The following is a 16,039-nucleotide window of genomic DNA, read 5'->3' as shown; positions in this document are numbered from 1 at the left end:
AGCAGCATATGATTAACTTAATAATACTTGCTCCTAGCCACTACGCAAGTTTTTGATTAGCCTTTTCTTTTAGACTCTAAGCCGATGCCAACTTTCTCGCTTTGAAATATTTAAATAAACCAATTAAAGACGCTGCGATCCAAAATAGCTCAATTACAAAGCTTGCAAGGTTAAAGTTATAACAAAGACTAATCAGTAGTAGGATCGCACCACTTAAATTCATTAAGTTATACGTTAAACTATCGGGAGATGCCTTTTCCAGTTGTAGCATAAAGAATGCACCAACAACCAAGAAAGTGCCTGTCATACCGATGATATCGAACATTAAATCGATCATGTTTTTTCCATTTAGCAAGACCCAATAGGCTGGCCCAGTTCCATGGGAAGGGTCATTTTCATTCGTTGAAACAGCAAAGCCAAACGGCGAGATAGTAACAAATTGGAAAATTCAAGACAGGACATTTGTCTGATAACAACAAAAAGTGAGCAATGAAAATTTAAGTAATGACTACTTGAAGGTGACCTTGCCACCAATTATTTTCAGTGCTGGCGCACCTCTCACTAATGTATCGCGGGCAAACTCTTGCTCACAATGAGGGCAGTTTATTTGGTTGGTGGTAAAATCTTGGGTGATCCGTTCTTTAAAACATTTAACTAGGCTGCCCTTGCCTCCCTTACGATACTTAAATAGCTGCTGGCGGCATCCAGCACAATAAATATCGACAGTTCTAACAGGACCTTTTTTATTGGGTTTTGCCATACCGAATTAACTCATAATCCTGAGTACAAATGCAATGAGCGTAAACTGTAACACATGATAGCCACCGTTGACTAAAAACAGTTTCATCGGGCGCTGCTCAAATATATAGCTTATTCCTAGTGAACAGGCGACGAAAAAAACTCCCACACCAAGCCCAACTCCGGTAGCCGCTAGCAAAGAGAGCGATAGATCAAGCATTACTGCCATAAACACAGCAGATAACAAAGACAACAAAAATGCGACGCCAAAAGTCATCTTGGGATCGCTCGTTTGTAAGTCAAGCTCTGTCAGTCCACACCCCTCCATCCATGCCTTTTGAAACAGCATTGGAGAATACCAAATACCACCTAACATAAAGGAAGACAAAGCGGCGAGAATAATTGCCCAAAGGTTTAATGCTTCAAATGAGAGTATCATCGACTAACTCAGCATATTTTATTTTATTTAATAATGAGTATAAGTGAAAACCTACTTATAAACAGGTTTCTTTTGTAATTTCCGCTGCAGTGTTCTTCTATGCATATTAAGTTGTCGCGCAGTTTCAGAAATATTTCCTTCGTTTGCCTTTAGAACTTGCTGAATATGTTCCCATTCTAGTCGCTCTGGAGACATGACTTCTTCTACAACTTCTTGAATTTTCTCACCCAACAGTGTTTGGACTATCAAGCTGGTATTTGCAGGTTTAGTTAAGTAATCGTCAGCGCCCAACTTTATCGCCTCAACCGCAGTCGCAATGCTGGCATAACCTGTTAGTAATACAATTCGAGCATTTGCATTGAGTTGCTTGATTTGTGTTATGAAGTTTATTGAGTTAGCCTCGCCAAGTTTCATATCCAATAATATGTAGCCGAAAACCTCTTGTTTACAAGCCACCTGCATATCTTCAATGGAAGTAACATGTTCAACACTAAAACCTTGTTTTTCTAAGCGCCGTATTAATGTCTGTGCATAAGGCACGTCATCTTCAACAAGCAGTAACTTCATCACTCCCCCTTGGTAGTTTAATCGTACATTTTGTCCCATAGCTAACATCGCGTTCAATGAGTAAATGTCCGCCAAGCCGTTCAATTGTCGCATGACTCAGCAGTACTGCCATGCCAAGTCCTGATTCACTATTCACAACATTGTGCCCCAGCTGCGCTAGCCTTTCTTCTGCAATCCCCTCACCTCTATCGAGTATGGTGATCACATGTTCAGCCGGCGCTGAGGTAAATATCAGGTCGATGTCAGTCTGTTTTGCTTGCTCATTTGCTCGCACACCGTTGCTAATCAGGTTTAAAATCGAAGGGATCAACATAGGATCATCGCACAGTGCCCCCTGAATATTCGTGATATCGAATCGAAAATGCTGCTGTGGATATTGTAAATTCGTTAACTCTTTTAACTGCTCAGCAAGATGCTCTACAGTTATCATTTGTTTAGACGCTGACTTTAAATACTCAGTAAATTCTCTAAAGACATTAAGCTGCTCCTTACATTTTCCAAGAGGTTCTGACATTTCTTGAACACATGCCTCTTTTGGATACGACTCCTCTAGCTCTTCGTGTAATAGCGCCAGATGTGCGATTGGCGTGGCGAGTTGATGGGTCGCTTGTGCCGCTGCACTACCTAATGCGATTAATTGCTCTTGCTGTAGCTGCTGCTCTCGTAACATTGCAATTGCTCGCTCTTTTTTTCGATTTTGCTTTACCAATATGCTCACCACAGTAACAACGACTATGATAGTGAAAGTAAAGTTAACTAACATCCCGAGCAAGTGAGTGCTCATGTCCATATGGTGGACATGTTCATGAGACATTTTTATATAAAGATAGAGATAAGCACCAATCGCCCCAGCCGACACCATCAGCATATTGATAGTTGGGATCGTTACTGCTGCAATAACCGTTGGCAGTACCAACAAAGACACGAACGCATTGGTTGCTCCGCCGGTCAGATCCAACAAAATAGTAAGAAACAAAATATCCGCCAACAATTGCATTGTCATGCCAATGGGCGCTGCTTCTTTTGTGTTACGGTAGGCGTAAATACTTAATAGCTGAAATACCGACTCCGCGGCCACCACCGCAGCCACAGAAACAAAATCAAATTGTTTACCAAAAACGACAGCCGCTATCGCTAGCATCACAATTTGGATAACGATTGCCACTGACCGCAACAGCAACAGTTGGCCCAATGCAGAGTTGGGAGAAAACGCAATTTTCATGAAAATGTAAGAAGCTAAGCTAAGATAAAAGAATTATACCTAATCTAACAAAAATAGGTGTGATCGAGGTCAGTTATATCGCGCTAATACGAACCTCTGCGACGCTTTTATGGCAATACCGTGAAGGATTTGGTATAAATAAAAAATTGGCCAACTGGTCGGATTAGATTAAGAGACACTATGGTTTATGCAAAAATCACGGGCTGGGGAAAGTGTATTCCACCAGCTAGCATCAGTAATGATGAAATTAGCACTATCGTTGACACCAATGATGAATGGATAAGTACGAGAACAGGTATCAAATCCAGACGCGTTAGCCATGTTAGCACTGCTGAGCTTGCAACGGTGGCCAGTCAACACGCTTTGGCATGTGCAGGGCTTGAAGGTAAAGATATCGATCTTGTGCTACTTGCCACCTGTACACCGTCAACTATGGTGGCAAATACAGCTTCTTTAGTACAAAAAAATATTGGCGCTGTTGGTGCTGCAGCATGTGATACCAATGCGGCCTGTTCGGGCTTTTTGTATGCACTACAAAACGCTACCGCACAGATCCAAGCCGGTATGATTAAAAGAGCAGTCGTTGTTGCAGCTGAGCGTATGACTTGGTATGTAAACTGGGCAAAGCGTGACAGCGCAGTATTATTTGGCGATGGTGCAGGTGCTGTCGTGCTTGAAGCAAGTGACGAAACAACCGGACTATTAGGCACCAAAACTGGCTGTGATAGCACAGATAGAAGTATATTACACATTCCAAACTATGGTACGGATATGGATCGCTGTGCAGGCACCGGACCTTCTGATCTCTCTTTTGAGGGACGTGAAATCTTCAAGCGGGCTGTAAAAGGTATGAGTGAAGCATGTGATGATGTACTCAACCAAGCACAACTTTCATTAGACGATATAGATGTGCTTATCCCGCATCAAGCTAATCTTCGTATCATTCAAGCTATCCAAAATCGCTTGGAAATTGCAGATGATAAAGTCATGGTTAATATCGACAAGTATGGTAATACCTCAGCTGCAACGATTGCAATAGCACTGTGTGAAGCTGTCGAAAATGGTCTTATTAAGCCACACGCTAATATTATGTCGGCGGCATTTGGCGCAGGATTAACCTGGGCTGCCAGCTATTTGAAATGGGGAGAAAGAACGACCCCAATTGCGTTGTCGGATGCACGTTTACCTGATTGCGATAAAACAGGCCTTGAATTGATTGCACCAGCAGTGGTCGCAAGTCAAGCTCAATAACTAACCTATTCTCCCGAGTTAGGGTTAATTGCTCGATCTTGCCCTTGGGTGGGTGGTAATATTGCAATATTATTATCTCTCATCCAAGGAGTTTACTGTGCTCAAAGCGCATACCGAGATCAGTCAATTAGAACCACAAACAATTTGGAAGTTTTTTGACCAAATTTGTGCTATTCCCCACCCTTCAAAACACGAAGAAGCGCTAGCAAGCTTTATTGTTGACTGGGCTAAAAGCAAAAATTTAGACGTACGTCGTGATGAAACAGGTAATGTATTCATCAAAAAGCCTGCGACGAGCGGCATGGAAAATCGTAAGCCTGTTGTATTGCAAGCGCACATTGATATGGTGCCACAAAAAAATGATGATACAGCTCACGATTTCGTTACCGATCCAATCAAGCCGTATGTTGATAATGGCTGGGTAACTGCAACTGGCACGACGTTAGGTGCAGACAATGGTATCGGCATGGCCTCATGTTTAGCCGTATTAGACGCTGACGATATCAAGCACGGTCCACTTGAGGTGTTGCTAACCGTTGATGAAGAAGCAGGTATGAGTGGCGCGTTTGGTTTGCAATCTGGCTGGTTAGACGGTGAAATCCTGCTCAACACCGATTCCGAGCAAGAAGGCGAGATCTACATGGGCTGCGCAGGTGGTGTAGATGCATCCTTAACTCTACAACTCGCGCGAGAAGTGTTACCTAAACACCATCAAATCTTTGAGTTGTCTCTAAAAGGCTTACGCGGCGGACACTCGGGTGTCGACATTCACACCGGCCGTGCCAACGCCAATAAATTGCTTGCAAGATTCTTAAAGCACCATATCGCAGACTTTGATCTAAGACTTATCGAAGTCAGAGGCGGCTCCCTACGCAATGCAATTCCGCGCGAAGCATACGCAGTCATTAGTTTTGATGAAGCGAAAATAAGCGAGTTCCAAGCGCTGATTGAAGCTTATGAAACCATCATTAAGCAAGAATTATGTGCCATAGAAACCGGGATCACATTTGCGCTCAGCACTTCAACGAGTAACTCATTGCCAATGAGCCAAGCTTCCGAAAGCAAAGTATTAGCGCTTCTCAATGCTTGCCCTAATGGTGTTATACGTATGAGCGACGATATTCCAGGTGTTGTTGAAACCTCACTTAATATGGGCGTAATTTCTACTACAGATAACAGTCTAGAAGTCCTATGTTTGATCCGTTCATTAATTGATTCTGGTCGCAGTGATGTCGAGGGTATGTTGCGTTCACTGGCTGAGCTGACGCAAGCTGATATTGAATTTAGTGGTGCTTACCCAGGCTGGAAGCCTGATCCAAGCTCAGAAGTATTAGCTATTTTCCGTGATATGTATGAATCAATCTACGGTGAAAAACCGCATATAATGGTTATTCATGCTGGCCTTGAATGTGGTTTGTTCAAAGAGCCTTACCCGAACATGGATATGATTTCTTTTGGTCCAACCATCAAATTTCCTCACTCTCCTGAGGAAAAAGTAGAAATTTCAAGCGTTGGTCTATATTGGCAGCAAATGAAAGGGATCTTAGAGAACATTCCTGAAAAGCAGTAAAATTAATCCAAAACCAATACCAATTTGACTTAATACTTGCTCAATTTGAGGGATTAAATCTGACGCTAGCTGTGTTAAAAATTTATCATTTAGAACAACTAAATAGCAAAATTTTTGCCGGGCTATCGGCAAGGTTTTCTTGCTTAAAAATAGACCACTTAACTAAGTAAATTGGTATAATTACCCTGAAATCATGTTGTTTTAAGTAAACAAAAAGCCCAGCTGACATAGCTGGGCTTTTTGTAGATTTCAAATCTCTACTATTAGCTAAACTTTTTCTCAAGATAACTAAACATAGTTCTAAGACCCAATGCTTCACCACCAACAGGTCTACCCGGTAATGCTCTTACGTTCCATGCCATCACGTCAAAATGTAGCCAAGGTGTCGTGGCTGGCTCAACAAATTCTTTTAGATACAATGCTGCTGTTATTGAGCCACCAAACGGCGTCGAACCACAGTTAGCAATGTCTGCGATATCGCTCTTGAATAGCGCCTTATACTGATCAAACAAAGGCAGTTGCCAAATAGGATCCGCATTACCCAGACCAATTTCCATTAGCTCAGAAGCAATCGCTTGATCTGTAGAATAAAAACCAGGCAGTTCAGTGCCAAGGGCGATGCGACACGCACCTGTCAAGGTTGCAAAATCGATCAATAGCTCTGGCGCTTCTGTTTGCGCTTCAGCCAATGCGTCACATAAAACCAAGCGTCCTTCGGCATCGGTATTATCAATTTCAACCGTAATACCTTTACGTGTTTTGATCACATCACCTGGCCTAAAGGCGTTGCGAGACACCGCATTTTCTACTGCAGGGATAAGTACGCGTAATCTAACAGGCAGTTTTGCCGCCATAATCATATTGGCCAACGCGATAACATGAGCCGCTCCACCCATGTCTTTTTTCATATTACGCATCCCAGACGCAGGTTTTAAGTCCAGACCACCAGAATCAAAACATACGCCTTTCCCAACTAAAGTGAGTTTTGCGTGGTCTTCATCACCCCAACGTAAATCAAGCAAACGCGGAGCATTGTCACTCGCACGGCCGACCATGTGGATCGTTGGGTAGTTTTGCTCTAACAACTCATCACCAATGATTTGCTCAAATGATGCGCCATATTGCTCTGCGAGTTCTTCCATTACTTCAGCCATGTGCTGAGGCATCATATCGGCAGCTGGTGTGTTTACAAGATCTCTTGCAAGATAAATAGACTCGACAGCCGCTTTTACTTTGGCATGTATATTGGCATCTTCGATAGCAAGCTTTGCGACAATCGCAGGCAATTCTTTATAAGCAGAAAATTGATACGCCCCCAGTAAAAACGCAATAGCGTGACTCTCAACTTGCTCAGAAGCGATATCAATAAAGTAAGTGCCTTTTGGTAACTGCTTTGCAAGATCGCCCAATAGCCAAAAATCATTGTCTTCAGCAATAACAATAACTCGCTCCACTTCTCCAGAATCAGCATTCGGAATAAGAATGGTTTTTTGCGACTGAAGTTGTGCGGTTTTTACGAAAAGCTGTGTCGTACTTGACTGCTGCGCTTGCCATGACGCTAATTCTGCAGCGGAGAAGATAGAAATGGGTGTACCCATAGCAGAGTGAACGAGTAGGTTGTTCATGTAGGCCTCAAATTTATTATGTTCGTACTTAGATTACCAAGGCTAAAAAGAAAATTCACTGTTCCTTGGTTTTTGTTGGCTTTTTTTTCAAATTGAATGAACTAGGCAAAACATCCACGCCCACTAATTGACCAACCTTTACGATTATCGGAATGGTAATGGGGGCAAAAGGTAAAACTGCAAACACACCCAGTCCTAACCCTTTGAGAATATCTACAAGTTGGGCGTTTGCTGTTTTTAGTTCAGCCTTATGCGCTCGCCCCAAAGTATATCGCTTGTATATCTCAAGCATTTCTTTCGTTTCTTGTTTCTCTTGTTCTAGTGCGCATTTGAGCGCAATCATTGCTCTGCGCAATCTTATTTGCTGTCTGCGTTTACTGATCCGAGCAACGCGCATCGGTGCTTTATGGACAACTTTGATCAGTTTCATTAATAAACTCAAAGATAGTGTTGTCCAGAGTCTATCAAAATTTTTAGCACTTTAGCTATTAGCCATTGGTACAAATTACCTATTCTAGCGAGTAAAGTTATACGTAAAGTGTGCAAAACAACGAACTAGAACAAAATCAACCTCAATTACCACACAAAACTGTACAATAATCACTCACACAAAGACTAGCGTTCAGCACTGTTCAATTAATCTACAAAAACTGAATAATGAAATTTCAGTAAACTCGCCAAATTTTGTAACAACAAATTTTAAGCTGCTGGGTGTTTATCTAGAAAAGCAGCTAAAGTACTCAAAAGTTCATTTTCAACAATAACTTACCATGCGGATTTTGTAATTCTTCTTAGCCTAAACAAAAAGTTATTAAGAAAGTTGCAGTTTCAGAAATCACTGCTAATTTTAAAAAAGCGCTTGCCAACACATAGCAAATTAAATTATATGTGTATTAAAGGTAAAAATATTATAAATGACCTTTTTTATTGGTATGACAACAACAATCAACTGGGGAAACAGGATGAAACTAAAAAGTAACACGCTGCGCCGTGCAATTCGCTTCGCGCTCGCTTCAGCAGCAACTACTTCACTTCTTACCACTACCGTAATGGCTGAAGAAGCCAATCAAACAAAAGCTAAAGCAGATGAAAAAGTCGAAAAAATCGCCGTTGTAGGTTCTCGGGCGGCGCCTCGCTCTGTGGGCGAGTCACCGGTACCTATCGACATCATCGGTGCAGAAGATATGTCAAAGGCGGCAGGTTCTGACATGCTCGAGTTACTGAAAGGATCAGTACCGTCTTTGAACGTACACGCGAACCCTATCAGCGATGCAGCGACTTTAGTAAGGCCAGCTAACCTACGCGGATTGCCTGCTGACAGTACGCTGATTTTGTTAAATGGTAAGCGTCGCCATCGTTCATCGGTTATTGCCTTTTTAGGTGGTGGTATTAACGATGGTGCTCAAGGTCCTGATATTTCAGTGATCCCTAGTATCGCACTGAAACAAGTTGAAGTACTTCGTGATGGTGCAGCAGCACAGTACGGTTCAGATGCAATCGCAGGTGTAATGAACTTTGTACTTAAAGACGCAAGCGAAGGGGGATCTTTCTCTATTCGTCAAGGTGAATATTACGAAGGTGACGGCGATACGACGGTGATCGAAGGTAACGTAGGTCTGCCATTTACGGACGATGGATTTGCTAACCTAAGCTTTCAGTACAAAGAAGCGGATGCGACTAGCCGCAGTGTTCAACGTCCTGACGCAGCAGCATACATTGGTGCCGGAGTTGAGGGCGTTGGTGACCCAGCGCAAATTTGGGGTGCACCAGAAATCAAAGACGATATCAGTATTTTTGGTAATGTTGGTGTAGACGTCACTGACAATGCTCGATTCTATATGTTTGGTAACTACTCTGAGCGAGACGTTAAAGGCGGATTCTATTATCGAAACCCTCAAACCCGTCCAGGTGTTTATTCTAACGACGGTGGTGAAACCTTACTTGTAGGCGACCTAGATGGCGTAGGTGTTGGTATCGAGTGTCCAGTCGTTAATCTAACGGATAAAAATGTAGCGAATATCCCAGCATATCAATTAATTGCAGCTGATACAGAGTTAGGTAGAAACTGTTTTGCCTTTAATGAAATTTTACCTGGCGGCTTCACTCCAAACTTTGGTGGTAACATCACTGATACCTCTCTAACTATTGGTGTTGAAGGGGAATTTAAAGATGGTTTCCTTGAAGGCGGTTTTTGGGATTTGAGTGGCTCGGTGGGCCGTAACGAATCACGTTATTTCATCACTAATACTGTGAATGCCTCTCTTGGCGCTGATACACCAATGGACTTCAGCCCAGGTAAATACATCCAACTGGAAAAGAATTTTAATTTCGATGTGTCAAAAGGCTATGATTTTGACCTAGCTTACGATGTAAACGTTGCAGCAGGTCTTGAGTGGCATGAAGAAACATTCGAAGTACTTTCAGGTGACGAAGCATCATTTATTGCAGGACCGCTGACTGAACAAGGCTTTGGCATAGGTTCAAATGGTTTCCCTGGATTTAAACCTTCTGCAGCAGGAGAATACACTCGTCGTAACTATGCCGCTTATGTAGATATTGAAACACCATTTACTGAAGACTTTATGATGGGGTGGGCACTTCGTTACGAAGATTACGATTCATTTGGTTCGACTACAAACTTTAAGATCACAGGTCAATATCATGTTACCGAAGACTTCTCGGTTCGTGGTTCAATCAGTACCGGTTTCCGCGCGCCAACGGTAGGTCAAGCTAACGTGTCTAACGTGCAGACAAACTTAAGCAGTGGTGTATTGGTAGATTCAGCACTATTACCACCAACAAACCCTGTTTCAGAGCAGCTTGGTGGTACTGAATTGACTCCTGAAGAGTCAGAAAGTTATACACTAGGTGCGGTATATCGCTCTGGCGACTTATTTATTACTTTAGATTACTACAACATTGAAGTAACTGACCGTCTAAGCCAGTCTGAAAAAATCGTTTTAAGTGATGCTGACAAAGCAGCCCTTAAAGCGGCGGGTGTTCCTAACGTTGATAACTTGGCGCAGGTGAGCTTCTTCACTAACGACTTCGATACCACGACTCAAGGTATCGACTTAGTTGGTAACTACTCTATGGATATGCTTGGTGGCTATGCAACATTCAGTGCAGCATACAACTGGAATGAAACCGAAGTTGATCGCTTCTCTGCTATCACAGGTGACTTCAAGGTATCTCGTTTAGAAAACGACTTACCGAAGCACAGAGGCACGTTAACTTGGGCACAGCAATGGGATAACTTCTCAGGTTTTGTTCGTATGAACTACTTTGGCGAATACCAAGGCGTTCACGTCGATTATGATGCAACAGCAAAAACAGCGGACGCGACAATCACATTTGATGCAGAGCTTACCTACTTTGCAACAGATTCAATCAGTCTATCTGTTGGTGCAAATAATATCTTTGACCAAGACGCTGAAGAACTAGACTTCTTTGACGCTACAGGTATCCCAAATAACAATTGGGGTGGCAAATACTATGAAACTTCACCATATGGTATTAATGGTGGTTTCTACTATGTGAAAGCAACCTATACGTTCTAACTTTTACTGTAACCCAGAAACAAAGGCGAACTAGCATTAGCTATTTCGCCTTTTTATTTTTATCCTATATAGCAAAGTAGTTAACTCTGAATAAAAAAATGTTGTTATTAAAGCGAGCCAACGAATTATTGGCCGAAAATAAGCTTAGAGAAGCTGAGTTTATGTACAAGTCTGTACTTAAACAGTCACCTAACAACGGTCCTGCTCTATTTGGTTTAGGCCGCATTTGCATGCGTTTAGAGCAGTATGATAACGCAATCTACTATTTAAAAAGAGCCTGCGAACATTTACCAAAAATGCTCGAGCCGCTTTTCGCATTGGCCGATGCATTTTTAGCCGTTGGTTCACCTGTTGACGCAAAAACCGTACTTGAATACACCTTAAGCGTGGCAAAACATAATGCCCAAGCCCATTACCAACTTGGTCAATTTTATCTGGACTATGGCTTTATTGAACAAGCTAAAAATGTCTTTAAAGCGGGGTTAGATTGTCCTCATAGTACTGTGACGGCCTTTATGCTGTACGAACTGGTACAGATGTCCTCAGCCAAAGAATTACCTGCATACTTAACGATTTTAGAAAAGTTGGAAAATGAGTTTGAAGCACCGAGACTAAAAACAGTGGTTCACTATGCTCTTGCTAAGTGTCATGAACAATTAGGTAACTTTAATGCAGCTCAAGATAACTATGCTTTAGCGAATGATACACAGCTGCTGATGAGCGAGTTTCGTACTGTAGACATGCTGCCATTTTTTGAATCAATCAAACAGCATTGCGGCAAAGCGTTTTTTGATAAACCTAGTGATAGGGTTAAGACTACATTTACGCCTGTTTTTATTGTTGGTTTGCCAAGAACTGGTTCGACTCTCCTAGAACAAATGCTAGTGCAACATTCACATGTTGGTACACTAGGCGAGAATACCGTGATCAGCGATAAAATTGTCCCTTACCTCAGTAAACGCAATAATGCAGAGTTCCCTGCTTGTTTAGACCAACTAAGTAACTCTATGTTAGATCATTGCCGCATACTCTATGTCGACGAGATCAAGCGGCATCGAGTGCCGGAAGAAGTGGTGATCAATAAACTTCCAGCTAATTTTCAAAACCTAGGCTTAATCCACAAGCTCTTCCCTGAGGCACGAATTATTCATTTAACTCGTAACCTCAATGCGACAGCCTGGTCGGTCTATAGTAATCACTTCGCCGAAAGCGAGCCCTACTTTTGCTCTTTAAGTGAATTTGCCTTGTATGCGCAAGCGCAAAGCGACTTGATGTCACATTTTAACCAATTTATGAAAAGAGATATTTTTACGCTCAGTTACGAACAACTTATCGCAGAGCCTGAAAAGTCCATCAAACAATGCTTAAGCTTTTTATATCAAAAATACGAACCTGAATGCTTGGAGTTTCACAAATCTAAAAAGCCGGTGCATACCTTAAGTAAGGCGCAGGTCAGAAAGCCAATCAGCACGCAGCCACTAGAAAAGTGGCAGCGCTATGAAGCGTTTATTGAGAAAATGATTGCTCAACCGCAAAGCGATCAAACCACGCCAGCAAATCTTTAAACTGATCATCACACGCATGTTTATGGGTTAACATGTCTATGTGCCCATAATTGTGCCGATGGCCGTGCTTTTTTCCATAAATTCTGAGTTCTTGTATCCCCTTTCCCGATTCACGAATAAATGCTTGAATATCGACAGGTTGTGCTAGTGCTTTATCTTTAACGCCCGCAATGTGCAAGATTGGAGGTAACGTCATGTCTTTTAATACTGCGGCATAATTAAAACCGTCATCGGAGTCAACCCATGGGTGCTTCTGTGCCCAGTCAGCGCTTTGAGCATGTGACTTTAAAGACTCATCATCACTCCCCCAACCAAGTCTTTTTGCAGGTAAGTATCCATGCTTTTTCGAATAATAGTGCGCAACGTTAAACCATATTAGGTTTGCTTTCAGTAATTTGCTCGGGTGATTGTTATGTAAACTACGCTTAGAACCAAAATAGACACATGCATTAACATGCTGGATTTCTTCAGGAAAGCGTGCAAAAACACTATTCATCAATACACCTCCCCAAGAATGCGCAATCCAATATTGTGCTCTAGATCCGGTATATCGTTCGATAAAATTCAGCATTTCAGGGATTTCGTGCAAGATTGATTCAGTTTGACCATAATCCGCTTCAGCGTCGATTTTAGGAATACTCTCTCCTCGCCCACGAAGATCGCCAACAAAACAGCGATAGCCGTGCTCAGCTAAAAAAGGCGCTAGCCCTTTATTGCTTTCAGTATAAAAAATTTTGCCATTTTCAACCGCACCATGCATAAAAAACACAACGGGGCCGCTACTATCCGGTTTCGCTATATATCTGAGGTGGAGTTTATGTCCATCTGCTATATCTACTAATAGTGATTTTTGCGCTATCATTTCTTTGTTTTTATTCTTTGAACACTAGCCTCATCGTACCAGTTGACTGATTGATAAGTAAACTTTTAAACTGGGCAAATAAAGGGTTGATATGCTTTTAAGATAAAGCCAGTATTCAAGACTTAAGCGTTCGATTAAAAGTGTTATAATCCTTTTTATTTATTCGAAGAATCCTGTGCACCCAAGAAACAAGCATAATTCAGGCTATGATCTAGACAAGCTTATAGCAATTGAACCCGCTTTAAAGAATTTTACTTACAACCGAGCTGATGGCATAAAAAGCATCGACTTCACCAATCCAGATGCCGTAAAACTGTTGAATAAAGCACTGCTTAAGTCAGACTACGATATACAAGTTTGGGATATCCCCGCACAATTTTTATGCCCCCCGGTTCCAGGCAGAGCAGATTATATCCATGCGCTGAAAGATCTGTTAGATGAAAGTAACTTGCCCGATAAGGTGCAAGGTGTAGATATTGGCACTGGTGCCAATTTGATCTACCCCATCTTAGGATCAAGAGAGTATAACTGGCGCTTTGTTGCCACTGATATCAATCCTCTTGCTGTGAGGTGTGCCAAAACCATCGCAGAACTAAATAAGTTGCCGGTAAAAGTGATGCAACAAAAGCAACCTAATCACTTTTTTAAAACGATAATAAAAGCAAACCAGTTTTATCATTTTTCAATGTGTAACCCGCCCTTCCATGCCAGTGAAGCAGATGCAAACAAGGGCACGCAAAGAAAGTGGAAAAACCTTAACCGAGCACCACAAGCCTCGCTAAACTTTGGCGGCCAAGCTCAAGAGTTATGGTGTGAAGGTGGAGAAAAGCGCTTTATACTGGATATGATCTCTGAGAGTGTCACTTTCAAAGAGCAAGTTTACTGGTTTACTTCCCTAATCTCGAATAAAGACAACGTAAAACCACTTAAACAACAACTTAAACAGGTCGCTGCCGAGCAAGTGAAAGTGATCGAGATGGAACAAGGTAATAAGTCAAGCCGTTTTATCGCCTGGAGTTTTTTCAAACCCTAGCAATGTGTATATGGTAGGAGCGAGTCCACCTTGCGAGACGTTCTATACCCCAAATAGCAAAAAACCATCGCATTGCTGCAACGGGTTTTGATGTACATGGTTTTTTGCCGGAACTTCATTACAACCCATCGGCGGGTAAACCACCTCCTACCATATTACACTTTGCTGATACTGTGGTGGGAGTGGGAGTGGGAGCGAGTTCACCTCGCGAGATTTTCAAATCACACATAGCAAAAAACCCGTCGCATTGCTGCAACGGGTTTCTCTTATACCATTCAGTAATGATTTGTGATCTAATTGTATTTATTTTTCAACTGACAAATAAACTTTGAATACTCATACTTCTGTCGAACTTTTCAAGTTAGCTAAATCAGAAAAAGACGCGCGTAAAAAGATCCGTTATTTAGCGGTCGCGCACTACCGTGATAATCACAATAAAACGCAAATTGCTGCCATGCTGCATGTCAGCAGAAGAATGGTAAATGAGTGGGTAAAGCGCTACCTTAATGATGGGCTCACTGGCCTTGACGCTAAAAAAACCTATCGGTAAACGTTGTTATCTAAACGATGCGCAGCAGAAACAACTTTGCCAGTATATTGAAAAATACAGTCAAAATGACAACGGTGGTAGGCTGACAGGGTATCGTATAAAGCAATACATTGAAGATGAATTTAACGTCTCTTACCACCCTAATGCGATTTATAAATTATTTGATAAATTAGGCTTTAGCTGGATAACTAGCCGCTCTCGCCACCCGAAACAGTCCGAACAAGTTCAGCAGGACTTTAAAAAAACTGCAAACAGAATTGATCAAAACGATCCCGCTATTTATCAACCTGAATGACGTGGATATCTGGTTTCAAGACGAGGCCAGATTTGGTCAGCAAAACACCACGACACGCCTTTGGGCAAAAAAGGGAACTCGGCCTAGAGCAGTCAAACAACAACAGTTTGATTATGCTTATCTATTTGGCGCTGTGTGCCCTTCAACAGGACAGACTGAAGCACTCATCACACCATGGGTGAATATGAGTGTCATGAAACAGCATTTGCAACAAATATCTGAGAAGACAGCACCTGGACGGCATGCTGTTGTGTTAATGGACGGTGCAGGATGGCATCAGGGATCACTGGTAACTGATATTGATAATGTCTCCATTATCAAACTCCCTCCTTATTCACCAGAGCTGAACCCAATAGAGCAAGTATGGAGTTGGCTGCGTCAGCATCATTTAGCGAATCGTTGTTTCAAAGGTTATGAAGATATTGTTGAGAGTTGTAGTGAGGCTTGGAATGACTTTGTATCATGTACAAAACGAGTGGTTAAAATGTGTCAACGTGACTGGATAGAGGTGGGAAAAAGTTAAGATGGATTGGTATGAGCGCAAGGACGCGCGAAGGGGAGATGCTACATGGAAGTACTTTACTTCAAACGCAAAAAACCCGCTGCATTACTGCAACGGGTTTCTCTTATTTGGCCCTGGCGATGTTCTACTTTCACATGGGTAATCCACACTATCATCGACGCTGTTTTGTTTCACTTCTGAGTTCGGCATGGGGTCAGGTGGGTCCAAAACGCTATAGTCACCAGGAAATTCTGTTCATC

General features: G+C 42.2%; 13 protein-coding genes, 1 rRNA gene and 1 pseudogene. 6 read left to right on the top strand and 9 right to left on the bottom strand.

Annotation, left to right across the window (positions count from 1 at the left end; genetic code table 11):
• Nucleotides 1-76 precede the first annotated feature (76 nt).
• From CTT31_RS19370 to CTT31_RS19350, 5 genes are all read right to left on the bottom strand, one after another.
• Nucleotides 77-337, bottom strand: coding sequence for a CBU_0592 family membrane protein (locus CTT31_RS19370; RefSeq protein ID WP_010379248.1), 261 nt, complete (start codon nucleotides 335-337; stop codon nucleotides 77-79).
• Nucleotides 338-508: 171 nt separating this feature from the next.
• A complete protein-coding gene (locus tag CTT31_RS19365) occupies nucleotides 509-760 on the bottom strand; it encodes a hypothetical protein (RefSeq protein WP_010379245.1) in 252 nt (83 codons plus the stop codon).
• 6 nt (nucleotides 761-766) lie between these two features.
• Nucleotides 767-1,177, bottom strand: a complete 411-nt coding sequence (locus tag CTT31_RS19360) for a DUF1761 domain-containing protein (protein WP_045987898.1) — start codon at nucleotides 1,175-1,177, stop codon at nucleotides 767-769.
• Nucleotides 1,178-1,228: 51 nt separating this feature from the next.
• A complete protein-coding gene (locus CTT31_RS19355; RefSeq protein ID WP_211857298.1) occupies nucleotides 1,229-1,744 on the bottom strand; it encodes a response regulator transcription factor in 516 nt (171 codons plus the stop codon).
• Nucleotides 1,725-2,966, bottom strand: coding sequence for an ATP-binding protein (locus CTT31_RS19350; RefSeq protein ID WP_211857299.1), 1,242 nt, complete (start codon nucleotides 2,964-2,966; stop codon nucleotides 1,725-1,727). The genes CTT31_RS19355 and CTT31_RS19350 overlap by 20 nt, the downstream gene beginning before the upstream one ends.
• 180 nt (nucleotides 2,967-3,146) lie before the next feature.
• On the opposite strand from CTT31_RS19350, the gene CTT31_RS19345 reads away from it, so the two are divergent.
• Together CTT31_RS19345 and CTT31_RS19340 are read left to right on the top strand one after the other, a co-directional pair.
• The gene (locus tag CTT31_RS19345; RefSeq protein WP_211857300.1) at nucleotides 3,147-4,217 is read left to right on the top strand and encodes a ketoacyl-ACP synthase III; all 1,071 of its coding nucleotides are present in this window, start codon (nucleotides 3,147-3,149) and stop codon (nucleotides 4,215-4,217) included.
• A 97-nt stretch (nucleotides 4,218-4,314) separates the two neighbouring features.
• Nucleotides 4,315-5,787 (top strand): aminoacyl-histidine dipeptidase, encoded by a 1,473-nt coding sequence (locus CTT31_RS19340; protein ID WP_211857302.1) that lies wholly within the window; start codon nucleotides 4,315-4,317, stop codon nucleotides 5,785-5,787.
• 263 nt (nucleotides 5,788-6,050) lie between these two features.
• Here CTT31_RS19340 and CTT31_RS19335 read toward each other — a convergent pair whose 3' ends face one another.
• Nucleotides 6,051-7,412 (bottom strand): leucyl aminopeptidase family protein, encoded by a 1,362-nt coding sequence (locus CTT31_RS19335; protein ID WP_260492820.1) that lies wholly within the window; start codon nucleotides 7,410-7,412, stop codon nucleotides 6,051-6,053.
• Nucleotides 7,413-7,467: 55 nt separating this feature from the next.
• A complete protein-coding gene (locus tag CTT31_RS19330; RefSeq protein ID WP_010379229.1) occupies nucleotides 7,468-7,842 on the bottom strand; it encodes a hypothetical protein in 375 nt (124 codons plus the stop codon).
• 532 nt (nucleotides 7,843-8,374) lie between these two features.
• Here CTT31_RS19330 and CTT31_RS19325 point away from each other — a divergent pair.
• Together CTT31_RS19325 and CTT31_RS19320 are read left to right on the top strand one after the other, a co-directional pair.
• The gene (locus CTT31_RS19325) at nucleotides 8,375-10,972 is read left to right on the top strand and encodes a TonB-dependent receptor plug domain-containing protein (protein WP_211857306.1); all 2,598 of its coding nucleotides are present in this window, start codon (nucleotides 8,375-8,377) and stop codon (nucleotides 10,970-10,972) included.
• Nucleotides 10,973-11,070: 98 nt separating this feature from the next.
• Complete coding sequence (locus CTT31_RS19320; protein WP_260492819.1) at nucleotides 11,071-12,537, top strand: tetratricopeptide repeat-containing sulfotransferase family protein; 1,467 nt, start codon at nucleotides 11,071-11,073, stop codon at nucleotides 12,535-12,537.
• On the opposite strand, the gene CTT31_RS19315 is transcribed toward CTT31_RS19320, so the two are convergent.
• Nucleotides 12,479-13,399 carry an alpha/beta fold hydrolase gene (locus CTT31_RS19315; RefSeq protein ID WP_260492818.1) on the bottom strand — a complete coding sequence of 307 codons (921 nt, stop codon included), beginning with the start codon at nucleotides 13,397-13,399 and terminating at the stop codon, nucleotides 12,479-12,481. The genes CTT31_RS19320 and CTT31_RS19315 overlap by 59 nt on opposite strands.
• A 175-nt stretch (nucleotides 13,400-13,574) precedes the next feature.
• Between CTT31_RS19315 and rlmF the strand changes: the two genes are divergently transcribed.
• Together rlmF and CTT31_RS19305 are read left to right on the top strand one after the other, a co-directional pair.
• Complete coding sequence (rlmF, locus tag CTT31_RS19310) at nucleotides 13,575-14,432, top strand: 23S rRNA (adenine(1618)-N(6))-methyltransferase RlmF (RefSeq protein ID WP_260492817.1); 858 nt, start codon at nucleotides 13,575-13,577, stop codon at nucleotides 14,430-14,432.
• A gap of 328 nt (nucleotides 14,433-14,760) precedes the next feature.
• Nucleotides 14,761-15,800 (top strand): annotated as a pseudogene (locus CTT31_RS19305) (IS630 family transposase).
• Between the two features lie 111 nt (nucleotides 15,801-15,911).
• Here CTT31_RS19305 and rrf read toward each other — a convergent pair.
• Nucleotides 15,912-16,025, bottom strand: a 5S ribosomal RNA gene (gene rrf / locus CTT31_RS19300).
• Nucleotides 16,026-16,039 lie beyond the last annotated feature (14 nt).

The organism is Pseudoalteromonas maricaloris (assembly GCF_024746855.1).
Lineage (GTDB): Bacteria > Pseudomonadota > Gammaproteobacteria > Enterobacterales > Alteromonadaceae > Pseudoalteromonas > Pseudoalteromonas maricaloris.
The sequence above is the reverse complement of the archived record's forward strand: the minus strand, read 5'-3'. Positions and strand labels throughout refer to the sequence as shown.